Here is a 22,886-nt window from a genome sequence, read left to right as displayed (position 1 = left end):
ACCGCCTTATGAAGCGGTGAATCCATGATGAAAAGGTGATTCACCATGAAAGAGAGTTAACGCGGTTTTCGGCATTTTCATGGGATTGCGCCAGCGAAAGACGGGCGCTGGCGGCACCATAGCGCAGCGGGGAATCTGTAGGAAAGGGGCTGCGACTCGGCTCGTCGCGCGCGCGATTCAATTCATCCACAAGCTGTGGATAACTTGACCCTAAGCGAGTTCGACCGGACTCGCTTCGTAGCCGGCGTCGCGCAGGGCGGTCATCAGCCGGTCGAGATGCGCGCGGTCGCGGGTTTCGCACTCAATGTCGGTGATGAGGCCCTTGGCGGGCAGGGTGGTGAACACGCGCTGGTGATACACCTCGATGATGTTGACCGCCTGTTCGTGGAAAATGCGGGCGACGTGGAACAACGCACCGGGGCGATCCTGAAGGCGGATGCGCAGCCGCGCGAGGCGGCCCGAACGGGCGAGGTCGCGCAGCAGCACGTTCGCCAGCAGTCGCGTGTCGATATTGCCGCCGCACAACACGATGCCGACGGTCTTGCCATGGAAGCGCTCTGGATCGGTCATCAGCGCGGCGAGACCGGCGGCACCGGCACCCTCAACCACGGTCTTTTCGATCTGAAGCAACAGGCTGACGCATTCTTCCAGCTTGCGCTCGCTCACCAGCATGATGTCGTCGACCAGCGCGTCGACAATCAGCGAGGTGATGCCGCCGGGCTCGCGCACCGCGATCCCCTCAGCCAAGGTATCGCCGCCGATCGGTTCGTGCAGCCCCTTGATCTTGTTGTACATCGACGGGAACAGTTCGGCCTGCACACCGATGACTTCGATCGGACGGTCGGCCGCCTTGGCCACCGTTGCGATGCCGGAGATCAGGCCGCCGCCGCCGATCGGGATGACCAAAGTGTCGATCGCGGGGACTTCGACAAGCATTTCCAGTCCGACCGTCCCCTGACCCGCGATGATGCGGGGGTCGTCGAACGGGTGGACGAAGGTGTAGCCGTTCGTCGCCTCAAGCTGACGCGCGTGGGCGTAAGCCTCGTCGAACGTCTCGCCTTCGAGGATGACGGATGCGTGATGCCCCTCGGTCTGGGTGATCTTCACCGTCGGAGTCGGTTTCGGCATGACGATGGTCACGGGGATGCCGAGGCGATGGCCGTGATAGGCCAGACCCTGCGCATGGTTGCCGGCGGACGCGGCGATCACGCCCTTTGCACGGGCCGCATCGTCGAGTTGCAGCAACGTGTTGAGCGCGCCGCGTTCCTTGTAAGCTGCGGTGAACTGGAGATTTTCGAATTTCAGATAGACGGTCGCACCGGTCAGGTCCGACAGCGTTTTGCTATGCAGCGTGGGCGTGCGCACGATCGAGCCGCTAATCCGCATCGCAGCCGCCTGAACGTCAGCGAGGGAGACCGGAAGGTCGTGCGGTGCGGGTGCTGCGAGCGTTGCCATCGGCGGCCCCTAGACCATCTGGCGCGGCGAAGGAACACCGCCTATTCGCTGGCGTATATGAAGCGCGGCTATCAATGCCGCCTGCCGGAGAACCATGTGCGTCTTTCCCTTTCGCTGTCCCTGATCGCGGCGTTGTTTGCCGTCAACCCGGCGCTGGCCGACGCGCTGGTCGAGAATGTCGACGGCGTGACGCTGGACGAGCGCGGTGACATTGTCCGGTTCAATGGCATCGTGATCTCGCCGGATGGCAAAGTCGTGAAGCTGCTCAAGCGTGGCGACAAGCGGCCCGAGAAGCTGGACTGGCGCGAGGATATGAAGGGCCGCACCGTCGTGCCCGGCATGATCGACGCGCATGGGCATGTCATGGATCTGGGGTTTCAGGCGCTGTCGCTCGACCTGTCGGGTACGAAGTCGCTGGCCGAGGCGCAGGAGGCGGTGCGACGTTATGCGACGTCGAACGACACGCGACCGTGGCTCACCGGGGGCGGATGGAATCAGGAAGTGTGGGGGCTGGGCCGTTTTCCGACTGCGGCCGAACTGGACGCGGCCACCGGCGACCGGCCCGCCTGGTTCACGCGCGCCGATGGGCATGCCGGGTGGGCGAACAGCGCGGCGATGAAGGCGGCGGGGATCACGGCGGCGAGTAAATCGCCCAGCGGGGGGCGGATCGAGATCGTCGCTGGCAAGCCCGGCGGGGTGTTCGTCGATGCGGCGATGGCGCTGATCGAACGGGTCGTGCCGCAACCCACGCCGCGCGACCGCAACGCCGCATTCCTGAAGGCGCAGGAGATCCTGCTGAGCATGGGCGTGACCGCCAGCGCCGACATGGGCACGACGATCGAGGACTGGATGACCTATCGCCGGATGGGCGATCTGGGCGCGCTGCGGATGCGGATCATGAGCTATGGCAAGGGGGTCGAGACGGCGCTGCTGCTGGGCGGGACCGGGCCGACGCCGTGGCTGTACGACGACAAATTGCGGATGGGCGGCATCAAGCTGATGCTGGACGGCGCGCTGGGGTCGCGCGGGGCTTGGCTGAAGGCGCCGTATAGCGACGCGCCGGGCAATAGTGGGCTGCCGATGATGACCGACGCGCAACTGCTCAATTCGATCGTGCGCGGGTCGATGGATAATTTCCAGATCGCCGTTCACGCGATCGGCGACCGCGCCAACCAGCAAATTCTGGACGCGATCGATGAGGTTTCGGACACCTACAAGGGCGACCGGCGCTGGCGGATCGAGCATGCGCAGATCGTCGATCCGGCGGACCTGCCACGGTTCGGCAAGCATGGCATCATCGCGTCGATGCAGCCGACGCACCAGACAAGCGACCGGGTGATGGCGGAAGCTAGGTTGGGTCCGGCGCGGCTTGGCGGGGCGTATGCGTGGAAATCGATGCTGACGAACAAGTCGCGGCTGGCGTTCGGGTCCGACTATCCGGTCGAGAGTCCGAACCCGTGGGTCGGCTGGGCCGTCGGGTTCACGCGGCAGGACGGGGCTGGGCAGCCGTTCGGCGGCTGGCGACCCGAGGAAGCGGTGAGCCGCGAACAGGCGTGGAAGGCGTTCACTGTCGATGCCGCCTATGCCGGATTTGCGGAGAAGAAATTCGGTCATCTGGCACCGGGCCTGCGCGCCGATTTCGTGGTAGTGGACCGCGACCCGTTGCTGGTGTCGCCAACCGAGTTGCGCGGGACGGTGGTGATCGAGACATGGGTTGGCGGCGAGCGGGTGTACCGGCGCGGGCAAGCGGCGGTGAAGGTGGAGGCGGGGCGGTAGGGCTGGGGCGACGATTGACGGCTGCTTGACACATTGACGGGGTTTGCAGGCGGAAGCGACCGCGTCGCGACAGGGTTGCGACGGGTTTTCGACGCCGATGCGACATGTGGGCGACAGTTGGGCGACACCGGTGCGACGAACGGGCGACGAGGACGCGACGGGTGAGTGACTGCGATGCGACTGAGGCGCGACGCTGACGCGACGATGGCCGGGTGAGGGGTGCTCGGTCGGGGGTGTCCGGTGCTTCATCGATCAGGGTAGATCAGATGAAATCCAACATTGGAAGGGGTTGAGCCTCGCGCTGACGGCGAGGCGCTGCTACGCACCAGCATCCTCTGCGAGCGATTATGCTACCGCGATATGAGAGCCTGCCCAATCAATAAAGGCGTAGCGAGCGTGGTAGTGAGCTGATAGGCGCTGAACACGCTTTGCCCCGTGTCGGTCCATCCAGTCGCTTCGTCAACCTTCGCCTTGAACTGCTTGAGAATCGTAGCGAGGCCTCGCAGTGCAGCCTCGGCGTCAGGGTTGTGCTGTCCCTGAATATCCCGCTGAATCAGTTCGCAGGACATCATGATTTGGCGAAACGCCGCCAAGGCATAACCTGAGCCGAGCCAACCGATTTCTTGTAACTGAAAGCGGAATGCGTACATGCCATCGCTAATTGATTGGCGCACAAGGTTAGGCAAATCTTGGTTTTCTCGAATTTCACCAAGATAGGCGTCGATCAGTCCGATAAACTCCGAAACCTCGGCAGCGCTTAGTCGCGGGTAGCTCGTATGGTTTCGGACCATAGGTGAGAGCAATTGCAGCGCTCGAATGCAGCCGGTGAACTCACCTTGTGATCCCTGGAGCCAATGGTTTGCAAGCTGAGCCGGTGTGAAAAACTGTCGGAAGCGCACGAGTTCGGCCAGCACAGTTTCTTGATGATCGCTATCCATCGTGGATTTTTCCACGATGCTCTCCACCAACTCCGTCCTCTCAAGGATACAAGTGATGATGCGGGCAAAGTTGGCGTCGTGCGTATCCACATCGAACATCTCAGCCAGATAGGCATCGCCGCGCTTCTTGCTGGTCGCTTTGATCCTCTCGGCTAGGTCGGCAAGTTCACGCGCGGGGTCGGTTAGTGTCGCCATTCATGTCCTCCGCTGATTGGCCTAAAGTAGATTTTTGTTCTGGAGAAGTGCCTCTTCCGTTGTCGCGTGCATCGTCATCGCCTGCATGTGGGTGGTTTGAACCAACACACCCGGTCTAAAAGAAGAAGACCCTCACCACCTCTCCCGCGAACGCGGGAAAGGGCCAAAGGATAGCCGCAGGTCGTTTCCATCGACCCGCGCGCATTATGCTACCCGCACCTTGATATCACGCAAATAGTGCGTATCATCATACGCATGGAGCTGGACAGCAGGAATATCGTCAAACGCCTGCGGGAGGAGGGGTATGAGCTGGTCGGTACCAGAGGATCACATCACAAATTCCGCAAAGGCGTCGTCACGATCATTGTCCCGCACCCAAAGAAAAATCTGCCGATCGGCACCGCGCGAAGCATCGCGAAACTGGCGGGATGGATTTGAAGGAAGATCGAATGACCCATTATATCGGTATCGTTCACAAGGACGAGGACAGCAGTTACGGCATTTCTTTTCCCGATCTTCCGGGCTGTTTTTCGGCGGGTGAGGATCTGGCGGAGCTGGAGCGCAATGCGATCGAGGCGATCGACCTGTTTCTGGATGGGGAGGCGCTGGATCAGTTTCCTTCAAGCGATATGACCGTCGTTCGCGCGGGCCTGTCCGAGGACGATCGTGAGGCGATGCTGATGGCCGTGCCGTTCGTTCGGGCGGGCGGGCGGACGGTTCGGGTGAACTTCACCGTTGATGCCGCGACGCTGGCGGCGATCGATGCTGCGGCAAAGCGGCGCAATTTGTCACGCAGTGCGTTTCTGGTCGGCGCGGCCCATCGGGAAATGACACGGCGGACGACGCGGTCCTGATCTAGGCGGTCAGCGCCACACAAAAGAAATGGCCGCAGGTCGTTTCCGACCCGCGGCCATCACGCCCCCGCGTGTGTTCTCTTAAATCAGGCGACTTCGGCGATCGGTGCCGCCACTTCGTCGGGCTCGCGCAGCACATAGCCGCGGCCCCAGACGGTTTCGATATAGTTTTCGCCGTCGCATGCGCCGCTCAATTTCTTGCGCAGCTTGCAGATGAAGACGTCGATGATCTTGAGTTCGGGTTCGTCCATGCCGCCATAGAGGTGGTTGAGGAACATTTCCTTGGTCAGCGTGGTGCCCTTGCGCAGCGAGAGCAGCTCAAGCATCGCATATTCCTTGCCGGTCAGGTGGACGCGCGACCCTTCGACTTCGACGGTCTTGGCGTCCAGGTTGACGGCGAGTTTGCCGGTGCGGATGACCGACTGGCTGTGCCCCTTGCTGCGGCGCACCACGGCGTGGATGCGGGCGACGAGTTCTTCGCGGTGGAACGGCTTGGTCACGTAATCGTCGGCACCGAAGCCGAATGAGCGCACCTTGCTGTCCATTTCGTTGATGCCGGACAGGATCAGGACCGGGGTCTGTACCCGGGCGACGCGCACCTTTTTCAGCACGTCGTAACCATGCATGTCGGGCAGGTTGAGGTCGAGCAGGATGATGTCGTAATCATAGAGCTTCGCCAGATCGAGGCCTTCCTCGCCCAGATCGGTCGTGTAGACGTTGAACCCCTCGGTCGTGAGCATCAGCTCGATCGCCTTGGCAGTCGTTGGCTCGTCTTCGATCAGCAGCACGCGCATCGGCTGTTTCCCCTGTGCCGGTTCGGAACCCCTGTGATCCGAAACACGACTGATTCATTAACCTAAACAGGTCTGAAGGCAAAAGGTTAATTTAGTGCTAACCGGCCTGACTCCACGAGTCGCGGCGATTCATCGGGGCGCGATAAGGATCGAGGTGGCGACTGTTACACCATCGACGCGATTAATTTCTTATGCTGGTGCCCATAACCCTGATTTATGGGATTCATCATTTTTTTGCGTTTGCTAACAAGCGTGATGCATGATTAGTTTGCTCGTTTTCCGGGGGCAGTGACGCGATAAACGCGCGCCGGAAACTACATGGGGGTCTCAATGAAATTCAAAGCTGCGCTATTCGTCACCGCTTGCAGTCTGGCGCATCCGGTGTTCGCACAGGACGCCCCCGCGCCGACCACGGCACAGGTCGCCGAGGAGGAACCCGAAAGCAGGGAAGTGCTCGTCACGGGCTCGCGCATCAAGCAGGACCCGACGCGAAGCGCATTGCCGCTCCAGATTATCACCAACGAGGATTTTTCGCGTGAGGGGATCAACAGCCCCGAGCAGCTGATCTCGTTCCTGAGCACCAACGGCAACGGTGCCGACAATCTGTCGTCGAACGGCGATGTCACCAGTGGCGCGCAGCGTGGGACCAACGGCCTGTCGGCGGCGAACTTGCGCGGTCAGGGATCGGCGGCGACGCTGGTGCTGCTCAACGGGCGTCGTGTGGCTGCACACGGCCTGACCGGATCGGCGGTCGATGTGAACCAGATCCCGTTCGCCGCGATCGAGCGCGTCGAAATCCTGAAGGACGGTGCGTCGGCAATCTATGGCACCGACGCGATCGGCGGCGTCATCAACTTCATCACCAAGACCAATTTCCAGGGTCTTGCGCTGAACGGCTTCACCGACATTACCGAAGAGGGCGATGCACCGGTTTATCGCCTCTCGGCTACGGCCGGCTATGGCGATCTGCAAGAGCAGGGCTTCAACGTGATGGCCGCCGTCAGCAAGAGCTGGAGCGGCGTGCTGTACGGCCGTGACCGCGACTTCGTGAATGGCAATCAGCCCAATCGCGGCCTGTCGATCGATACGCGCGGTACGCCGATCGCCACTGCGTTCCCGATCAACCCCACGGCAGCCGGCATCGGCATCACGCAGGGCGGCACGCTGCTGGGATCGGCGGCGAGCACGGCGGCGGGCGGCGGCTTCTATCTGCCCGGGCTGGTGTTTCCGGGCACAGCGGTGCGCGCCGATGGCGGCATCAACGTCCTCGACCTGCCCGGCGGTGGCGGTTGCGACACGTTCGATGGCGGCATGGCCTATGACGAAGTGCTGTGGGCCGTACCGGGGGCGCGTTTCGCCTGCGCTTATGATACCGGTCGCGCGGCGGTGCTGCAGCAGCCGATCGATACGCTGACCTATTACGGACGTGGTACGGTAAGGCTGGGCGATCATCAGATCTTCGCGGAAGTGACGGGCTCGAAGGCGAATTCGGCGAAGCGCTTCTCGGAAAACCAGTACACGTCGAACAACACGTCGCTGCCCATTGCTTATCCGCTCAATGGGCTGACGGCGGCGACCTATAACAGCGTCTATGACCAGATCGCGGCGGTGTTTCCTGCAATCGGCGCGCCGGGCGACCGCACCGTCGACGCGGTCGGCAATTACGGCAAGCCGATCACGTTCCGCTATCGTTGCATCGACTGCGGCCGCCGCGACTATACGACCGAGGCGACGACGTTCCGCGCAGCGTTCGGTGCGGAAGGGCCGATCGGTGCCGGCTTCGATTACCGGATCGGCGGGTCCTATGCGAAGAGCGAGGCCTCTTCGGTGCTGGGTGGCGGCTATCACTATCTCGGCGTCTATAACAGCACGAGCGCCACAAGCTCGGGCAGCACTTCGGGAATTCCGGGTGCGGTCATCGGCAACGCCGATTCCCGCGCGCCTACGGCACCCGGTGCGTCGGCGCCGGGCATCGTCGGCCTGTTCAACAGCGGTATCCTCAACCCGTTCTCGCTGAACCAGACCCCGGCTGCACTCGCCGCACTCGACGCCATTTCGGCGCGCGGGGTGGCGCTGTACGGCGGCAAATACGAGGTGAAGCAGGTCGATGCGTCGGTTTCCGGCCCGCTGTTCGCGATCTGGGGCGGTGACGTGCAGATGGCGGCGGGCGTCGATTATCGCCGCGAGACCTATAGCTTCAACGGCTCGCCGGCGGCGGCTTTGGGACAGCCCGCGATCTTCAATGCGGCATTCGACAATGCCAACTCGCTGACGCCGCGAAACCGCGACGTGAAGGCTGCCTATGCGGAAATCCTGATCCCGCTGCACGAGATGTTCGAGATCACGGCAGCGGCACGGATCGACGACTATACCGGTTTCGGTACCACAACGAACCCGAAGGTTGCGGCCAAGTTCATGCCGTTCGACTGGTTGATGTTCCGCGGTTCGTACAACACCGGATTCCGCGTGCCGACGTTCAACCAGATCTTCAACGGCGTCACCATCTCACCCAATCCGGGCAACTCGCGTTTCGATCCGACGACTTGTGCCGGTGGTGTCGTGAGTTCGACGATCCCGGGTTGTGCCGCGATCACGCCGGAAACGGCCACCGGCGGCAATTTGAATCTGGGTCCGGAAACGTCCGAGCAATATAGCGTCGGCGTGGTGTTGCGTCCTGCCGCGCGTTTCAGCGCGTCGTTCGACTTCTGGAACATCGCGGTCGACAACACGATCGGGTCGCTGACGATCGACCAATTGCTGTTCAACCAGTCGTTGTTCCCGGAGCGTGTGATCCGCACCGGCGGGGTGATCACCGGGCTGGACCTGCGCGCCGACAATATCGGTTCGCGGCGCACGCAGGGCCTGGAAGTGTCGCTGCGCGGCGGCACGGAACTGGCGGGTGGCGTGTTCACTGCGGGTCTGGATGGCACGCGCTTGCTCAAGAAGCGTGAGCGTTTCATCGAGAGCTCACCCTATGGCCCCAGCCTGATCGGGCGGTTCACCTATGCTGGCGATCTGGGGCTGAAGTGGAAGCACAATGCATTCATCACCTGGGCCAACGAAGACATGACCCTGAGCCTCTCGCAAATCTATCGCGATGGCTACAAGAACAACGCGCTGCCGGCATCGGCAACGCGGCCCGACTATAATCCGCTGGTGAACAGCTACACGCTGTACAATTTCGCGGTGACGGCGCGGGTGCAGAAGGGGTTCACGGCGACGTTCGGCGTTCGCAACATCCTGAACACCGATCCGCCATTTGCGATCACCTATGATTCGAACACCGGTGCGGGCAGTTCATGGGAACCGCGTGTCGCCGATCCGCGTGGCCGTTCCTTTACCTTCGCGGTCGAGGCAAAGTTCTAAACGAGGTTAAGAGGGGGAAATGTGGGGGGCCGGTTCGCAAGAGCCGGCCCTTTCGCTATGCGCCGCCCGCTTCGACCCGGGCGCAGATGTTGCGGAAGCGGAGGGCGAGAAAGTCGATCACCAGCTCGACCCGTGCCGGACGCAGCGCGCTGGGCGGGGTGAGCAGGTGCAGCGCGATATTCATCGGCGACCAGCCGGTGAGGATTTCGACCAGACTGCCCTCCGCCAGTTCGCGGTCGATGATGAAATCGGGCAGGCGCGCGATGCCGAGACCGGCGCGGAGTGCCGGGAGCATCGCATCGCCATTGTCGGTGACCAGCGGGCCGGCGGGGCGGACGGCGGCCTCCTCGCCATTGGGGTGGCGGAAATGCCACGCGCCGATCGCATTGGCGTACTGGAAACAGGCGTGATGGGCGAGGTCTGCCGGATGCTTCGGGGTGCCGTGCTTTTCCAGATAGGATGGCGCGGCGACCACGCGCGCGGTGATCGGGGCCAGGCGGCGGGCACGTAGCGAAGAGTCCGGTAGATCGGCAATGCGCAGCGCGATGTCGAAGCCGTCGGCGACGATATCGACCTTGGCGTCGGACAGGCGCAGATCGATTTCCAGTCCTGGATTGGCCGCGAGCAATTCCGCGACGGCATCGGCGACGAAGCGGATGCCGAACGTAATCGGGGCCGCGATGCGGACGAGTCCGGCAGGGGCGCTGGAGGCATCGAGCGCAGCTTCCTCCGCCGCCTGTGCCTCCGCCAGGATGCGGCCTGCGCGTTCGGCGAGCGCGTTGCCGCTGTCGGTGAGGGTCAGGCGGCGTGAGGTGCGGTGGAATAGCGAGGTGCCGAGATGGGCTTCGAGGCGGGAAATCGCTTTTGACACGGTTGCCTTGCTGACGCCGATGGCTTCGGCAGCGCCGCTGAACGAGCGGTGCTCGACGACGCAGGCGAACATCGCCCAAGCCTCAAAATCGGGTAACCGTACCGCCATGGTCATGCGCTTTCTGAAACGATCAGTTTCGGACGTTTCCATTTACGTCGTGATCGCAGAGCCTATCTTGGGCGTCAACCAAGGAGGCCAATATGATCGAGAAACGTTCTTTCGACAGCCTGGGCCATGCCGATCACGGATGGCTCAATGCCCGTCATCACTTCAGCTTTGCCGATTACTATGATCCGAGCCGCATGGGCTGGGGCGCGATCCGGGTGTGGAACGACGACGAGATCGCCCCGAACAGCGGTTTTCCGGCGCATCCGCACAAGGACATGGAGATCATCACCTATGTCCGCAAAGGCGCGATCACGCATCAGGATTCGATGGGCAACAAGGGCCGCACGGGTGCTGGCGACGTTCAGGTGATGAGCGCCGGGACCGGGGTGCGACATGCCGAATATAATCTGGAGAGCGAGACGACCACGCTGTTCCAGATCTGGATCATGCCGCGTGCCAATGGCGGTGCACCGAGCTGGGGCGCCAAGCCTTTCCCAAAGGGCGAGCGTTCCGGCAAGTTCGTGACGCTGGCCAGCGGGTTCGACGGTGACGACGACGCGCTGCCGATCCGTGCCGATGCGCGCGTGCTGGGCGCGACGCTGAAAGCGGGCGAGAGCCTGACGCACAGCGTGGGGGAGGGGCGTTACGCCTATCTCGTCCCCGCCGTCGGCAGAATCGAGATCGACGGGAAGCCCTTCGACGCGCGTGACGGTGCGGCGCTGACCGGTGGTCAGACCGTGACGATTACCGCGATCGAGGATGCGGAGATCGTGCTGGTCGACGCCGACTGACCCCCCCCGGAGCGGTCCGCTTCCCCCTCCCTGAAGGCGGGCCGCTCCAACCTATTTTTTGCGAACGAGGAGACATGCAATGGCGAAGGTTCTGGTTCTTTATTATTCGTCTTACGGCCATATCCAGCAGATGGCTGAGGCCGTTGCCGAGGGTGCCCGCGGTGCGGGTGCCGAGGTCGATATTTTGCGCGTGCCGGAAACCGCGCCACAGGCCGTGGTCGAGGCGTCGCATTTCAAGACCGACACCGCGCATCCGGTGATTTCGGGGCCGGACGTGCTCAAGGATTATGACGCGATCATCGTCGGCACGCCGACGCGTTTCGGTCGCATGTCGAGCCAGATGGCGTCGTTCTGGGATACCGCTGGTGGCGTGTGGTATCAGGGCGCGCTGCACGGCAAGGTCGGCGGGGCGTTCACGTCGAGCGCGACCCAGCATGGCGGCAACGAGACGACGCTGTTCAGTGTCATCACCAATTTGCTGCATTTCGGGCTGACCATTGTCGGGCTGGATTATGGCCATGCCGACCAGATGGGCGTGGACGAGGTTCGCGGCGGTGCGCCCTATGGCGCGACCACGATTGCGGGCGGCGATGGCAGCCGTCAGCCGAGCGAAGTCGATCTGGCCGGTGCGCGCTATCAGGGCCGCCGGATCGCCGAAGTCGCGGCGAAACTGATCGCATAAGGAGACGTGAGCCGTGCAACCTTCGCTATTCGTATCGCATGGCTCGCCGATGATTATGATCGAGCCCGGTCCGGCGCGGGATTTCCTGTCCGGGCTGGGTTCGCTGGTTCAGCGGCCTGATGCGATCGTCGTTATTTCCGCACATCACGACATGGCCGAGGCGGTGGTGACGTCGGTGGACAATCCGGCGACGATCCATGATTTTGGCGGGTTTCCACAGGCCTTGTTCGACCTGGAGTATCCGGCGAAGGGCGATCCGGCGCTGGCGAGCGAGGTCGCGGCGCTGATCGACGCGGCGGGTTTCGCGGTGTTTCTGGACCCCAAGCGCGGGCTGGATCACGGTGCGTGGGTGCCGCTGATGCTCGGCTGGCCGGACGCGGATGTGCCGGTAGTGCAGCTGTCCATCAGTTCGGCGCATCCGCCCGAATGGCATTATCGCGTGGGACAGGCGCTGGCGCCCTTGCGCGAGCGCAACGTGCTGATCGTCGGGTCGGGCAGCCTGACGCATAATCTGCGTGCGATCTTCGGTGAAGGGCGGGACCATGATGCCGAAATCGCCGACTGGGCGGCCGCTTTTGCCGATTGGGTCAAGGAGCGCTTTGACGCGGGCGACATCGATGCCGTGCTGCATTCCGTGGAACGTGCGCCGCACGGGCGGCAGAACCACCCGACGATGGACCATATCCTGCCGCTGTTCGCCGCGATGGGCGCGGGCGGTGCGCGCGCCGAACGGCTGCACCACAGCTTCACCTATGGCGTGCTGGCAATGGATGCCTATGCCTTCTCCGATCCGGGTAACGCCGTTTCGGTGACGTGACGATTCCGCTTGGGGTGCGGGTGATGCTGATTTACCCTCCGCCCGTCATCTGGGGGAGTCGAGGCATGGTACGGACACACGCGCGGCTTGCCGCACTCGCATTGGCGCATTTGACCGCAGTTGGGGGTGTCGTCGTAGCCGTCCCCGCCGCCGCGCAGGAGATCGAACCCGGCACGACGGGCGAGAATATCCGTTCCGCCGGCTATGCGCAGGGCCGCTTTGTCATGCAGGGCAATGGCCGCTGGGTCGAACTGGACGCACGCGGGCGGGTCGCCTTTACCTTTCGTGAGAACCGGCGCGATCAATGGTCGGTGTATCTGAGCAGCGATGGGCGGCCGGTCGAGATCCAGATCGACGTGTTCCGCAAGATGATCCTGATCGTCGAGGGCAACCGCCCGCGCCGTGACCTGTACCCGATGACCAATGCCAGCCGCAGCGCGGATCCCTGGACCGCGCCGCGCCGCCTCGATCCGCCCCGCCGCGACGACGACCGGTACGACCGCGATGACGACCGCAGCGATCGCGGCGGGCGGGGTCCCGGTGGCGGTGGCCCGCGTGGCGAGACGTTCGACATCCTGGCCGGTCCGATCTGGAACCAGCGCGACGCCGAGCAGAAATGTCCCGCGCTGGCCTACCGCGCCGGGGGCAGCTGGAACGGCCAATGGGCGACATTGGTGCAGGGGCGCACGTCGTTCTGCCAGATCCGCCTGGGAAGGTGACACTGTTATCGTTGCGCCCGCGGTGATAGGGCGCGGCGATGATTCAGGATCAGGTACTTTTTATCGACGGTGAGGCGATCGTCATCGACAAGCCACAGGGTTTGCCGGTCGATCGTCCGCGTGACGGCTCGCTCAGCCTCGAAAACCACATCATGGGGCTGACCTTCGGGTTTCAGCGGATCCCGACGGCGGTGCATCGGCTTGACCGCGATACGAGCGGCTGCCTGTTGCTGGCGCGGCATCCCAAGGCACATGCACGGTTCCAGCAGGCGTTCGAGAATGGCAGCGTGACCAAGCGTTACGTCGCCGTGATCGACGGGATTCCGGCAGAAGAGTCGGGCCTGATCGACATGCCGCTCATCAAGATATCGAGCGTCGAGGATGGCTGGCGGATGACGGGCGAGGGCGCGGACAAGGCGGGCGGCAAGGCGTCACGCACACGCTGGCGGGTGATGGCGACGCATGAGGGGCGGGCGTTCGTCGCCTTTTATCCAGAGACCGGGCGCACGCACCAGATTCGCGTGCATGCGGCCGAAGGGCTGGGCTTTCCGATCACCGGCGACACGCATTATGGCGCGGCACCGGGGCACAAGGTGATGCTGCACGCCGCGCAGCTGACCGTGCCGCGCCCGGGCAAGCCGGACGTGCATGCCGAAGCGCCGCTGCCGCAGCGGTTCAAGGACATGGGGTTCGGGGGTGGCGCGGCAGCGCCGAACGGCGATGGCTGACATCCCCGAGGATGCGATCGTCGAGGAGAAGTTTCTGGCGGCATCCGGACCGGGCGGACAGAATGTCAACAAGGTGGCGACAGCGGTTCAGCTGCGCATCGACGTGTTCCGGCTGGGCCTGCCGCCCTATGCCTATGCGCAGTTGAAGGTGCTGGCGGGCAGCAGGATGACCGCGGGCGGCGAACTGATCGTCACCGCGCGGCGTTTTCGCACGCAGGATGCCAACCGGCAGGATGCGCGCGAGCGGGTGGGCGAGCTGATCGACAAGGCGCTGGAGCGACAAGCGCGGCGGATCAAGACCAAGCCGGGCAAGGCGGCCAAGGCGCGGCGCGTGGACGAGAAGAAGGGGCGGGCGGCGATCAAGGCGGGGCGGGGGCGGGTGCAGATCGACTGAGCAGCATCGGTATCTGGTTTCAATCCTCCCCCGCCAGGGGGAGGTGGCGCGAAGCGACGGAGGGGGCGGACGCACGCCGCCAACCGTCTGGCATCCGCCCCCTCCGTCAGCCTCGAGGCTGACACCTCCCCCTGGCGGGGGAGGATTTGTTCCGACCAAGTTTCGACCATTGCCGCCTTTCGCACGGGCTATGGCTCGCCTACATCGCGTGCATGTATGAATTCGATATCGCCGCCGGCTCGAAGGCCGAGCTTTACCGTGACCTGCACGCCGCGCTGGACGCGCTGACGGCGGGGGAGAGCGATGCGGTGGCCAATATGGCCAATGCCGCGTCGCTGATCTGGCAATATCTGCCCGACCTGAACTGGGCGGGATTTTACCGCAATATCGGCGAGCAGCTGGTGCTGGGGCCGTTTCAGGGGAAGGCGGCGTGTATCCGCATTCCGTTCGGCAAGGGCGTGTGCGGCGCGGCGGCGGCGACGCTGGAGACTCAGCTGGTGGCCGACGTCCATGAATTTCCCGGCCATATCGCGTGCGATGTTGCCAGCAATTCGGAACTGGTCGTGCCGATTGTGCATGACGGGGTGCTGGTTGGTGTGCTGGATCTGGACAGTCCGCTGACCGGGCGGTTCGATGCCGAAGACGCGGCGGGATGCGAGGCTTTGGTTGCATTGCTTGCCCCCAGAATTGCTGGTTAATTCCTGCCCCGGATCGGGACTTTTTTAACCATAGGCTGTGGTGGAGACGCCGGGCCTACAGTGTTAAAAAAGTGTGAAGAGGCGCGACTTCCGTCCCCTGCTTTCGGGAGCCGCGCCTCACACCAGGAGTGTCGGTTTTTATGCGTAATCTGTCCCTGATCGTGGCCGCCGCTGTCGGCGTGTCGCTCGCTGTTCCAGCCGAGGCGCAGCGTGTGTGGCGCGGTGGCCAATGGGTGCAGCAGTCGGGCCGGGGGGCAAGCCTGCCGCCGCGCGCGACTCCGCCGGCGCGGATCAATCCGCCACAGCAGCAGGGCGGGCGGATGCAGGGCGCGCCGCGTCCGGGCGGATGGAACCCCGGCGCGCAACGCCCGGGCAGCCGCTGGGGCCAGAAGGTCGGCGGGCGCTGGCAGGGCGGGATGCGCGCCCCCGGCGGCTGGGGCGCGTATCGCCGCCCGGTGCGCGGCTGGACGATGCCCAGCTATTGGATCGGCGGCAGCTTCTTTCTGTCCGACTGGTCGAACTGGGGGCTTAGCCGCCCGCCTTATGGCTATAACTGGGTGCGTTATTATGACGACGCGGTGCTGGTCGATCGCGGCGGGCGCGTGTGGGATTCGGTGAGCGGGCTCGATTGGGATCGCGGGGATGCCTATGCCTATGCGGGCGACGGCTATGCCTATGCCGAGGCACAGGGTGGCGCAGGGGGCGGCGGTTATAGCGGGGGCTATGGCGCGCAATATCAGGCACCCGAGGACGATTATGACGATCGCTACGAGGATCGACCGATCCCGTCACAGCCATACCCGGGGGGGTATGCGCCGCCAGCGCCGGTTTACCGTGCGCCGGCGGCGCAAAGCCCCTGTGGACAGGGCTGTGGCTATCAGCAGCGCGGCTTTGTCGGGGGCGGGTACGCGGCGAGCGGGGGTTATTATTACACCGCGCCGGTGACCACGACGATCGTCATCCAGTCGGCACCCGTGGTCACCACCACGACCGTGACCGAGGAAGTGATCGAGGAAAGCTCGAGCTATGTGACGCAGCGGGCGGTGCGCCGCGCGCCGAGCAAGCGGTTGTGGCGGACGCCGACCAAGGCGAAATGCTACTGCTGATCGGCTAGCCCGTCGCGCCTAGCGCGGCGGGCGGGTGCCGAAGGTGACGATGCTCTCGCTGCCGTCCTCCGCGACGGCGGAGACGCCGACGAAATGGTCGTCGACGATCACGTCCTTCAACACCGTTTCGGTTCGTCCGGCGACGCCGCGCTGATCGGTCCAGGTCTGTGTGTCGTTGCGCCGCCAGTAGACGCGATAGCTGCGCGCGCCGGGGACGGCATCCCACTTTACCGCAATATCGCTCGACAGCGCGCCGTTTAGCGTGACGCCGGTCGGGGCAGCAGGAGCGTTGGCGAGACGGCGGATCGCGGCGATGTTGAGCGACGTGACCTTCGCCAGATAAGGGAAGTCCATTTTGTCGACCGTGTCGCCATAAACGCGACCGCTTTCGGTGCGCAGATCCTGATGCTGCTGGTCGTAATTTTCGACCCCGACCGAGAAGCGCACGGCGGGGTAGCCGAGTTTCAGGAACGGCTCGTGATCGCCGCCGCGCCCGAAGCGATCGGGGCGGCGAACGACGAACACGTCGAGGCTGTCTGGCTTTTCGGCGGCGATGCCGTCGATCGCCTTGGCCAGTGCGCGGCTGGGGCCGTCATCCTCACCGCCATCGCCGCGGCGCTTGATCTGGTCGTCCTGAAGTTCGGACGCGCGGATGCCTTCGGAAAAGACACGGACGCGGTCGGCGACGCGGACGCCATTCTGGCCCAGCGTATTGCCGACGATGTCGTTGTTGAGCACGGCGGTGACGGTCCAGCCGCGTTCTTTTGCGGTTTCCGCCAGCAAGGTGCCGCCCCATAGCCCCTGTTCTTCCCCCGACAGCACCGCATAGATCACGGTGGCCTTGAGCTTCTGTTTCGACAGGATGCGCGCGGCTTCGATCACCAGCGCCACGCCGGAAGCATCGTCGTTCGCGCCTGGCGCATCGGCAGTGAAGTTCATCACATCGGTGACGCGGCTGTCGATATGGCCCTGGACGATCACAACGCGTTTGGGGTCTTCGCCGGCCTGAAAGCCGAGGACGTTGACCACCTCGACCCCGTTCGGTGCGCGCGGGCCGGTGAAGGTGCGACCGATCTTGGCGACCTCGATGCATTTGCAAGCTTCGCCGATGCGGTTGAGTTCGCTTGCGGCCCAGTTGCGCGCCGCGCCGATGCCGCGTTTCGGGTCGGTGGCGGAGGACAAAGTGTGGCGCGTGCCGAAGCTGACCAGTTTCTCGACATCGGCCTTCAGCCGCTCCGGACTTGGCGCGATATCGGCGGGGCGTTGCTGGGCGGTTGCGGGGGCTGCGACGAGCAGGGCGAGCAAGGGGAGGGTGCGCATGGGCTCAGCTTAGCCTGTCGATCGCCTCGCGGTCGAGACTGCCAGGAATAATCATCAGCGGCACCGGCAGCGCGGCCATGTCGCCCCCGGCGAAATGGGTGACCAATGCGCCGGGTGCGCCGCCCTCCGCCGCGCCGAGCACCAGTGCCGCGATCTCCGGATTGTCGGCGATCATATCGCGGATGATCTTTGGGCCGTCGCCCTCGCGCACCGTGATCGTGGGTTTCAGGCCGGATTCCTGGATCAGCGTGCCCGCCGCGCCGGTGACGAGCGATTCGGCGCGCTGGCGGGCTTCGTCCTCGATCGTGGCCATGACGCCGCCCCACTGGACGAAATCGGGCTTGGGGATCAGCGCGAGAATCTCGACGCTGCCGCCGGTCTTGACCGCGCGGCGGGCGGCGAAGCGCAGCGCGATCTGCGCCTCCGGCGTCTCATCGATCACGACCAAATAGGTACGCATGAAACCATCCCCTCCCGTTTCATACAGGTCGTGACGTGCGAAGGGGCCGAGCGCAAGTGCGCCGGACTTGACCCGCGCCGTTCATCGCGCAAGGAGGGCGCGAACCTCACGCCTACGACAGGATCCTCCCCGCCCATGTCGATCGACATCAAGATGCCAGCACTTTCCCCGACGATGGAGGAGGGCACCCTCGCCAAATGGCTGGTGAAGGAGGGCGATTCGGTCAAGGCCGGCGACCTGATGGCCGAAATCGAAACCGACAAGGCGACGATGGAGTTCGAGGCGGTCGACGAGGGCGTGATTGCGAAGATCGTGGTGGCCGAGGGTACCGATGGGGTGAAGGTCGGCACCGTGATCGCAGTGCTGGCGGCGGACGGCGAGGATGCGTCGGCGGTCGAGGCTCCGAAGACTGAGGCGCCCAAGGCAGCCGAAGCGCCCAAGGAAGAGACAGCCGAGGCACCTGCTGCGGCCCCAGCGCCGAAGAGCAACGGCGCGGCTGTGGCCGAGGGTGGTGATCGCGTAAAGGCGAGCCCGCTGGCGCGGCGGATCGCAGCGGAGAAGGGCGTCGAGCTGGCGTCGCTGACCGGGTCGGGTCCGGGCGGGCGCATCGTGAAGGCGGATCTGGAGGGTGCGAAGCCGGGCGCGGCGGCGCCTGCGGCGAAGGCTGCGGAGGCACCTGCCGCGCCGGCCGCATCGGCACCGGCTGCTGCGCCATCGGCGGTGTGGTATGACGAGAGCATTCCGCATGAGGAAGAAAAGCTCAGCAATATCCGCAAGACGATCGCGCGCCGCCTGACCGAGGCGAAGCAGACGATTCCGCATATCTATCTGACCGTCGATATCCAGCTCGACGCGCTGCTGAAGCTGCGTGGCCAGCTCAACAAGAGCCTGGAAGCGCGCGGCGTGAAGCTGTCGGTCAACGATCTGCTCATCAAGGCGCTGGCCGTGGCGCTGACGCAGGTGCCGAAGTGCAACGTGACCTATGCCGGCGACAAGCTCATCAAATACAGCCGCGCCGATGTCTCAGTGGCGGTTTCGACCCCGACCGGTCTCATCACCCCGATCATCCGCGACGCCGCGAACATCGGTCTCGCCAGCATCTCGACGCAGATGAAGGAGCTTGGCCAGCGTGCGAAGGAAGGCAAGCTCCAGCCGCATGAATATCAGGGCGGCACCGCGTCGATCAGCAATATGGGTATGTTCGGAATCAAGCAGTTCGATGCCGTCATCAACCCGCCACAGGCGATGATCCTGGCGGTCGGCGCGGGCGAGAAGCGGCCGTATATTGTCGACGACGCGCTGGGCGTGGCGACGGTGATGTCGGCGACGGGCAGCTTCGACCATCGCGCGGTCGATGGCGCGGACGGGGCCGAACTGATGAAGGTGCTGAAGGCGCTGATCGAATCGCCGATGGGCCTGCTGGCTTAAGGGCCGTGCGGGACAGCACGAAATTCCGCTATTCGCCGGGGTTTCGCGGTGTTGTGGGTGCGTGTGCTGCGTTCTGGTTGGCAATGAGTGTCTTTGTGGCAATCGGGGTGATTCTTTATCCGCCGACCCCCGAGCCGCACTGGAATCTAGGTGTCGCGCTGCTAGGTTTGGGCAGCGTAGCGGTGATGGCGCTGATGCTGATGTTGGTCATGCTGCCCATCGTTACGGCGGTCCGGGCGATTTTTAGCCAGTTCGAGCAACCTGTTGGAATAATTCTGCAGATTGTCGTTGCAGTCGCTTTGGGCGTGCCGACGGGGCGGGCGATCAACTATCTGGGGGAAGCGGACCCTGGGGCACTCACCTGGCCCGCGATTATCATTACGATTCTCGTTGCGGCTTTTTGCTTTGCCGCATGGCTTGAGAAGCGAAAGAGCAACGCTTGATGCGCGCGCTGACTGAAGCATTGCATATCGCCGCCGGGATCGCGTTTGCGCTGATGACCGGGGCGGTCGCCGCCTGGGCCTATGTGCTGGCGGCGCGCGATGTGTGGATCGTGACGGCCATCGCTATTGTCTGCATCATGCTGATGGGGATCGGGCCGATGCGGCGGGCGGTGGCGGCGGATCGGGCGGACAAGGAAGGCACCGATGCCTGATCGCGCACCCCCGACAGTCGAGCCGACGATCCGTGTCAGCACGATGCCGAGCGATGCCAATGCCTATGGCGACATCTTCGGCGGGTGGCTGATCGGGCAGATGGATCTTGCCGCCGGGTTGCTCGCTGCGCGTCGCGCGCGCGGGCGGGCGGCGACGGTGGCGATGGACGGGATGCAGTTTCATGCGCCGGTGTTCGTCGGCGACGAAGTGTCGGTCTATGCCACGCTGGTGAGCGTCGGCCGCACGTCGATGAAGATTGATGTCGAGGCATGGCGGCGGGGCCGGCATGGCGACGAATATCAGCTCGTGACGCAGGCCGTATTCACCTTCGTCGCGGTGGGCGAGGATCGCAAGGCACGCCCGGTGGACGAGGGCGCATGACATGGGTCGTGGCGATCCTGCGCCGGTTTATCGCGCCCGCGCTGATCGGCGGGTTTCTGGCGAATATCGCGGTGTATCGCATGCTGGAATCGGAAGGCGCGCTGAGCGACTGGAAGAGCATCGGCGTGCTGGTTGGGATCGTGCTGGCGGGGCTGATCGTCGGGTGGCCGGGGTTTGTGGTGTTGCGGCGGTTGCGGTTGCATCCCGTGCTGCTGGCGGTGGCGTTGCTGGCGTTGGGGACGGCGATCGGTGCGGTCATCGCCTGGCTGATTGCGATGCAGATCGTGCCGGATACGGCGGACGAGTATATCAAGTTCGGGTTGGTGGTGGGGCCGGTGGCGGCACTGTTCTGGCTGATCCTCAATTACGACGTCCTGCGCCCGACGGCGCGGCAAAGTGGAGATCGACGTGGCTGAATCCTATGACGTGATCGTGCTCGGTTCCGGCCCCGGCGGCTATGTCGCGGCGATCCGCGCGAGCCAGCTGGGCAAGAAAGTGGCGATCGTCGAGCGCGAATTGCTGGGCGGCATCTGTTTGAACTGGGGGTGCATCCCGACCAAGGCGCTGCTGCGCTCGGCGGAGATCTTCCACTTCATGCAGCACGCCAAGGATTACGGCCTCGCCGCCGAGAAGATCAGCGCGGACATCGCGGCGGTGGTCAAGCGCTCACGCGGGGTGGCCAAGCAGCTGAATCAGGGCGTCACGCACCTGATGAAGAAAAACAAGATTGCGGTGCATTTCGGCACCGGCAAGCTGTCCGGCAAGGGCAAGCTGACCGTCACGGCCGAGGACGGCAAGACGACCGAGCTGACGGCCAAGAACATTATCGTGGCGACCGGCGCGCGGGCGCGGGATTTGCCGAACCTGCCCGCCGATGGGAAGCGCGTGTGGACCTATCGCCACGCGATGACGCCGCCGGAGATGCCGAGCAAGCTGCTGGTCATCGGATCGGGCGCGATCGGGATTGAGTTTGCGAGTTTCTATAACGATATGGGCGCGGACGTGACGGTGGTCGAGATGATGGACCGGATCGTGCCGGTCGAGGATGCCGACATCTCCGCGCATCTGGAAAAGGCGCTGAAGAAGCAGGGGATGACGATCCTGACCAAGGCGGGCGTCGAGAAGATCGAGGCGAGCGCGAGCGGCGTGAAGGCGTCGATCAAGGACAAGGACGGCAAGGTCACGGCCAGCGACTTCAGCCATGTCATCGTCGCCATCGGCATCGTACCGAACACGGCGGACATCGGGTTGAAGGAAGCGGGCGTTGCGGTGGACGATCGCGGGTTCCTGAAAACCGGGCCGGACTGCAAGACCAATGTCGAGGGCATTTACGCGATTGGCGATATCACTGCGCCGCCGTGGCTGGCGCACAAGGCGAGCCATGAGGGCGTGATCGCGGCGGAAGCGATTGCGGGCGGGCATCCGCATGCGATGGACCCGCTCAACATCCCGGGCTGCACCTATTGCCATCCCCAGATCGCGTCGGTCGGGTTGACCGAGGCGAAGGCGAAGGAGGCCGGGTATGACGTCAAGGTCGGCAATTTCCCCTTTATCGGCAATGGCAAGGCGATCGCGTTGGGCGAGGCCGAAGGCTTCGTGAAGACGGTGTTCGACGCGAAGACCGGAGAACTGCTGGGCGCACACATGATCGGCGCGGAAGTGACCGAGATGATCCAGGGCTACACCATCGGCAAGACGCTGGAGACGACCGAGGCGGAGCTGATGGAAACGGTGTTCCCGCATCCGACGATCAGCGAGACGATGCACGAGGCGGTGCTGGCGGCTTACGGGCGGCAGCTGCATATGTAAGCGTAAGGCTGGACAGACTCTCCCGGCGCAGCCAGTCTCTGGGTGCGAACCGGGGGAGTGGGTTACATGAAGCTGGCAATTCTGTGGCCGACCTTTGCGATGGTCGCGCTGATCTTCATCGTGTTTCTGACGATGTTCGTGACGCGCGGCGGGCATATCCGGAAGAATCCGCCGCGCCGCGACGATCTGGCCAGCGGGGAAGCGGCGATGCGCTATTTCGCGCCGGTCGAGATGCCCGCGAACAATTATCGCAACCTGTTCGAGATGCCGGTGCTGTTCTTTGCGCTGGTGCCGCTGCTGCTGATCACCAGTCAGGACAGTTTCGTGCAGGTGGTGCTGGCGTGGGTCTATGTCGCGCTGCGTGCGGTCCACAGTTTCGTGCATATCGGGCCGAAAAAGGTGCCGGTGCGGGCGATGTTGTTCGTGCTCTCGACCGTGGTGCTGATGGCGATGTGGATCGGCTTTGCGGTGGACATTTGCGGCGCGCAGATGGCCTATGACGCGGCGATGGGCAATCTGGCGACGGCATGAGGATGCAGA

25 protein-coding genes are annotated in these 22,886 nt (G+C 64.0%); 19 read left to right on the top strand and 6 right to left on the bottom strand.

Features of this window, described 5'->3' with window-relative positions; genetic code table 11:
- Nucleotides 1-210 precede the first annotated feature (210 nt).
- Entirely contained in the window at nucleotides 211-1,455 is a 1,245-nt protein-coding gene (locus U1702_RS07040; RefSeq protein WP_332723303.1) for a threonine ammonia-lyase, read from the bottom strand.
- A gap of 96 nt (nucleotides 1,456-1,551) precedes the next feature.
- Here U1702_RS07040 and U1702_RS07035 point away from each other — a divergent pair, with 96 nt between their 5' ends.
- Nucleotides 1,552-3,231, top strand: a complete 1,680-nt coding sequence (locus U1702_RS07035) for an amidohydrolase (RefSeq protein ID WP_332723301.1) — start codon at nucleotides 1,552-1,554, stop codon at nucleotides 3,229-3,231.
- A 350-nt stretch (nucleotides 3,232-3,581) separates the two neighbouring features.
- Here U1702_RS07035 and U1702_RS07030 read toward each other — a convergent pair whose 3' ends face one another.
- The gene (locus U1702_RS07030; RefSeq protein WP_332723299.1) at nucleotides 3,582-4,364 is read right to left on the bottom strand and encodes a hypothetical protein; all 783 of its coding nucleotides are present in this window, start codon (nucleotides 4,362-4,364) and stop codon (nucleotides 3,582-3,584) included.
- A 255-nt stretch (nucleotides 4,365-4,619) separates the two neighbouring features.
- Between U1702_RS07030 and U1702_RS07025 the strand changes: the two genes are divergently transcribed.
- Both U1702_RS07025 and U1702_RS07020 read left to right on the top strand, forming a co-directional pair.
- Nucleotides 4,620-4,802 (top strand): type II toxin-antitoxin system HicA family toxin, encoded by a 183-nt coding sequence (locus U1702_RS07025; RefSeq protein WP_332723298.1) that lies wholly within the window; start codon nucleotides 4,620-4,622, stop codon nucleotides 4,800-4,802.
- Between the two features lie 11 nt (nucleotides 4,803-4,813).
- Nucleotides 4,814-5,218 carry a type II toxin-antitoxin system HicB family antitoxin gene (locus tag U1702_RS07020; RefSeq protein ID WP_332723296.1) on the top strand — a complete coding sequence of 135 codons (405 nt, stop codon included), beginning with the start codon at nucleotides 4,814-4,816 and terminating at the stop codon, nucleotides 5,216-5,218.
- Nucleotides 5,219-5,304: 86 nt separating this feature from the next.
- Here the strand turns inward: U1702_RS07020 and ctrA are convergent, their stop codons facing one another.
- Nucleotides 5,305-6,012 (bottom strand): response regulator transcription factor CtrA, encoded by a 708-nt coding sequence (gene ctrA / locus U1702_RS07015; RefSeq protein WP_332723294.1) that lies wholly within the window; start codon nucleotides 6,010-6,012, stop codon nucleotides 5,305-5,307.
- Nucleotides 6,013-6,342: 330 nt separating this feature from the next.
- On the opposite strand from ctrA, the gene U1702_RS07010 reads away from it, so the two are divergent.
- Complete coding sequence (locus tag U1702_RS07010; protein ID WP_332723292.1) at nucleotides 6,343-9,378, top strand: TonB-dependent receptor domain-containing protein; 3,036 nt, start codon at nucleotides 6,343-6,345, stop codon at nucleotides 9,376-9,378.
- 55 nt (nucleotides 9,379-9,433) lie between these two features.
- On the opposite strand, the gene U1702_RS07005 is transcribed toward U1702_RS07010, so the two are convergent.
- A complete protein-coding gene (locus tag U1702_RS07005) occupies nucleotides 9,434-10,363 on the bottom strand; it encodes a LysR family transcriptional regulator (RefSeq protein WP_332723290.1) in 930 nt (309 codons plus the stop codon).
- An 86-nt stretch (nucleotides 10,364-10,449) separates the two neighbouring features.
- On the opposite strand from U1702_RS07005, the gene U1702_RS07000 reads away from it, so the two are divergent.
- The 8 genes from U1702_RS07000 to U1702_RS06965 all read left to right on the top strand — a co-directional run bounded on the left by U1702_RS07000 (nucleotide 10,450) and on the right by U1702_RS06965 (nucleotide 16,292).
- Nucleotides 10,450-11,148 carry a pirin family protein gene (locus U1702_RS07000; protein WP_332723288.1) on the top strand — a complete coding sequence of 233 codons (699 nt, stop codon included), beginning with the start codon at nucleotides 10,450-10,452 and terminating at the stop codon, nucleotides 11,146-11,148.
- 79 nt (nucleotides 11,149-11,227) lie between these two features.
- Nucleotides 11,228-11,830 carry an NAD(P)H:quinone oxidoreductase gene (wrbA, locus tag U1702_RS06995; RefSeq protein WP_332723286.1) on the top strand — a complete coding sequence of 201 codons (603 nt, stop codon included), beginning with the start codon at nucleotides 11,228-11,230 and terminating at the stop codon, nucleotides 11,828-11,830.
- A gap of 13 nt (nucleotides 11,831-11,843) precedes the next feature.
- Complete coding sequence (locus U1702_RS06990; protein WP_332723284.1) at nucleotides 11,844-12,647, top strand: dioxygenase family protein; 804 nt, start codon at nucleotides 11,844-11,846, stop codon at nucleotides 12,645-12,647.
- 65 nt (nucleotides 12,648-12,712) lie between these two features.
- Complete coding sequence (locus U1702_RS06985; RefSeq protein WP_332723282.1) at nucleotides 12,713-13,366, top strand: mannan-binding protein; 654 nt, start codon at nucleotides 12,713-12,715, stop codon at nucleotides 13,364-13,366.
- Nucleotides 13,367-13,404: 38 nt separating this feature from the next.
- Nucleotides 13,405-14,094 (top strand): RluA family pseudouridine synthase, encoded by a 690-nt coding sequence (locus tag U1702_RS06980; RefSeq protein ID WP_332723280.1) that lies wholly within the window; start codon nucleotides 13,405-13,407, stop codon nucleotides 14,092-14,094.
- Entirely contained in the window at nucleotides 14,087-14,488 is a 402-nt protein-coding gene (gene arfB, locus U1702_RS06975) for an alternative ribosome rescue aminoacyl-tRNA hydrolase ArfB (RefSeq protein WP_332723277.1), read from the top strand. Before U1702_RS06980 ends, arfB begins: the two co-directional genes overlap by 8 nt.
- Nucleotides 14,489-14,700: 212 nt before the next feature.
- Entirely contained in the window at nucleotides 14,701-15,186 is a 486-nt protein-coding gene (msrC, locus tag U1702_RS06970) for a free L-methionine (R)-S-oxide reductase MsrC (RefSeq protein WP_332723271.1), read from the top strand.
- A gap of 140 nt (nucleotides 15,187-15,326) precedes the next feature.
- Complete coding sequence (locus tag U1702_RS06965) at nucleotides 15,327-16,292, top strand: RcnB family protein (RefSeq protein ID WP_332723269.1); 966 nt, start codon at nucleotides 15,327-15,329, stop codon at nucleotides 16,290-16,292.
- A gap of 18 nt (nucleotides 16,293-16,310) precedes the next feature.
- Here the strand turns inward: U1702_RS06965 and U1702_RS06960 are convergent, their stop codons facing one another.
- Both U1702_RS06960 and U1702_RS06955 read right to left on the bottom strand, forming a co-directional pair.
- Nucleotides 16,311-17,612, bottom strand: coding sequence for a M20/M25/M40 family metallo-hydrolase (locus tag U1702_RS06960; RefSeq protein ID WP_332723268.1), 1,302 nt, complete (start codon nucleotides 17,610-17,612; stop codon nucleotides 16,311-16,313).
- 4 nt (nucleotides 17,613-17,616) lie between these two features.
- A complete protein-coding gene (locus U1702_RS06955) occupies nucleotides 17,617-18,072 on the bottom strand; it encodes a universal stress protein (protein WP_332723266.1) in 456 nt (151 codons plus the stop codon).
- Between the two features lie 135 nt (nucleotides 18,073-18,207).
- Between U1702_RS06955 and U1702_RS06950 the strand changes: the two genes are divergently transcribed.
- From U1702_RS06950 to U1702_RS06920, 7 genes are all read left to right on the top strand, one after another.
- Nucleotides 18,208-19,500, top strand: coding sequence for a pyruvate dehydrogenase complex dihydrolipoamide acetyltransferase (locus U1702_RS06950; protein WP_332723264.1), 1,293 nt, complete (start codon nucleotides 18,208-18,210; stop codon nucleotides 19,498-19,500).
- A gap of 5 nt (nucleotides 19,501-19,505) precedes the next feature.
- The gene (locus tag U1702_RS06945) at nucleotides 19,506-19,943 is read left to right on the top strand and encodes a hypothetical protein (protein ID WP_332723262.1); all 438 of its coding nucleotides are present in this window, start codon (nucleotides 19,506-19,508) and stop codon (nucleotides 19,941-19,943) included.
- On the top strand, nucleotides 19,943-20,155 hold the full coding sequence (locus tag U1702_RS06940) for a hypothetical protein (protein WP_332723260.1): 213 nt from the start codon (nucleotides 19,943-19,945) through the stop codon (nucleotides 20,153-20,155). Before U1702_RS06945 ends, U1702_RS06940 begins: the two co-directional genes overlap by 1 nt.
- Nucleotides 20,148-20,537: an acyl-CoA thioesterase gene (locus U1702_RS06935; RefSeq protein ID WP_332723258.1), complete on the top strand. Its 390-nt coding sequence runs from the start codon at nucleotides 20,148-20,150 to the stop codon at nucleotides 20,535-20,537. The genes U1702_RS06940 and U1702_RS06935 overlap by 8 nt, the downstream gene beginning before the upstream one ends.
- Nucleotides 20,534-20,953 (top strand): hypothetical protein, encoded by a 420-nt coding sequence (locus U1702_RS06930; RefSeq protein ID WP_332723256.1) that lies wholly within the window; start codon nucleotides 20,534-20,536, stop codon nucleotides 20,951-20,953. The genes U1702_RS06935 and U1702_RS06930 overlap by 4 nt, the downstream gene beginning before the upstream one ends.
- Nucleotides 20,946-22,346 carry a dihydrolipoyl dehydrogenase gene (gene lpdA, locus U1702_RS06925; protein ID WP_332723254.1) on the top strand — a complete coding sequence of 467 codons (1,401 nt, stop codon included), beginning with the start codon at nucleotides 20,946-20,948 and terminating at the stop codon, nucleotides 22,344-22,346. Before U1702_RS06930 ends, lpdA begins: the two co-directional genes overlap by 8 nt.
- Nucleotides 22,347-22,412: 66 nt before the next feature.
- Nucleotides 22,413-22,877 (top strand): MAPEG family protein, encoded by a 465-nt coding sequence (locus tag U1702_RS06920; protein ID WP_332723252.1) that lies wholly within the window; start codon nucleotides 22,413-22,415, stop codon nucleotides 22,875-22,877.
- Nucleotides 22,878-22,886 lie beyond the last annotated feature (9 nt).

The sequence above is a fragment of the Sphingomonas sp. LT1P40 genome, from assembly GCF_036663835.1.
In the GTDB taxonomy this organism is placed as follows: domain Bacteria; phylum Pseudomonadota; class Alphaproteobacteria; order Sphingomonadales; family Sphingomonadaceae; genus Sphingomonas.
Note: the sequence above shows the minus strand (reverse complement) of the source record. Positions and strands in the feature narration are given on the sequence as shown.

What these genes read in the sequence shown, in the direction of transcription:
- U1702_RS07040 (WP_332723303.1), bottom strand. Translation starts at nt 1,455, where the DNA reads ATGGCAACGCTCGCAGCACCCGCACCGCACGACCTTCCGGTCTCCCTC.
- U1702_RS07030 (WP_332723299.1), bottom strand. Translation starts at nt 4,364, where the DNA reads ATGGCGACACTAACCGACCCCGCGCGTGAACTTGCCGACCTAGCCGAG.
- U1702_RS07025 (WP_332723298.1), top strand. Translation starts at nt 4,620, where the DNA reads ATGGAGCTGGACAGCAGGAATATCGTCAAACGCCTGCGGGAGGAGGGG.
- U1702_RS07020 (WP_332723296.1), top strand. Translation starts at nt 4,814, where the DNA reads ATGACCCATTATATCGGTATCGTTCACAAGGACGAGGACAGCAGTTAC.
- ctrA (WP_332723294.1), bottom strand. Translation starts at nt 6,012, where the DNA reads ATGCGCGTGCTGCTGATCGAAGACGAGCCAACGACTGCCAAGGCGATC.
- U1702_RS07010 (WP_332723292.1), top strand. Translation starts at nt 6,343, where the DNA reads ATGAAATTCAAAGCTGCGCTATTCGTCACCGCTTGCAGTCTGGCGCAT.
- U1702_RS07005 (WP_332723290.1), bottom strand. Translation starts at nt 10,363, where the DNA reads ATGACCATGGCGGTACGGTTACCCGATTTTGAGGCTTGGGCGATGTTC.
- U1702_RS07000 (WP_332723288.1), top strand. Translation starts at nt 10,450, where the DNA reads ATGATCGAGAAACGTTCTTTCGACAGCCTGGGCCATGCCGATCACGGA.
- wrbA (WP_332723286.1), top strand. Translation starts at nt 11,228, where the DNA reads ATGGCGAAGGTTCTGGTTCTTTATTATTCGTCTTACGGCCATATCCAG.
- U1702_RS06985 (WP_332723282.1), top strand. Translation starts at nt 12,713, where the DNA reads ATGGTACGGACACACGCGCGGCTTGCCGCACTCGCATTGGCGCATTTG.
- U1702_RS06980 (WP_332723280.1), top strand. Translation starts at nt 13,405, where the DNA reads ATGATTCAGGATCAGGTACTTTTTATCGACGGTGAGGCGATCGTCATC.
- arfB (WP_332723277.1), top strand. Translation starts at nt 14,087, where the DNA reads ATGGCTGACATCCCCGAGGATGCGATCGTCGAGGAGAAGTTTCTGGCG.
- msrC (WP_332723271.1), top strand. Translation starts at nt 14,701, where the DNA reads ATGTATGAATTCGATATCGCCGCCGGCTCGAAGGCCGAGCTTTACCGT.
- U1702_RS06965 (WP_332723269.1), top strand. Translation starts at nt 15,327, where the DNA reads ATGCGTAATCTGTCCCTGATCGTGGCCGCCGCTGTCGGCGTGTCGCTC.
- U1702_RS06960 (WP_332723268.1), bottom strand. Translation starts at nt 17,612, where the DNA reads ATGCGCACCCTCCCCTTGCTCGCCCTGCTCGTCGCAGCCCCCGCAACC.
- U1702_RS06955 (WP_332723266.1), bottom strand. Translation starts at nt 18,072, where the DNA reads ATGCGTACCTATTTGGTCGTGATCGATGAGACGCCGGAGGCGCAGATC.
- U1702_RS06950 (WP_332723264.1), top strand. Translation starts at nt 18,208, where the DNA reads ATGTCGATCGACATCAAGATGCCAGCACTTTCCCCGACGATGGAGGAG.
- U1702_RS06940 (WP_332723260.1), top strand. Translation starts at nt 19,943, where the DNA reads ATGCGCGCGCTGACTGAAGCATTGCATATCGCCGCCGGGATCGCGTTT.
- U1702_RS06935 (WP_332723258.1), top strand. Translation starts at nt 20,148, where the DNA reads ATGCCTGATCGCGCACCCCCGACAGTCGAGCCGACGATCCGTGTCAGC.
- U1702_RS06930 (WP_332723256.1), top strand. Translation starts at nt 20,534, where the DNA reads ATGACATGGGTCGTGGCGATCCTGCGCCGGTTTATCGCGCCCGCGCTG.
- U1702_RS06920 (WP_332723252.1), top strand. Translation starts at nt 22,413, where the DNA reads ATGAAGCTGGCAATTCTGTGGCCGACCTTTGCGATGGTCGCGCTGATC.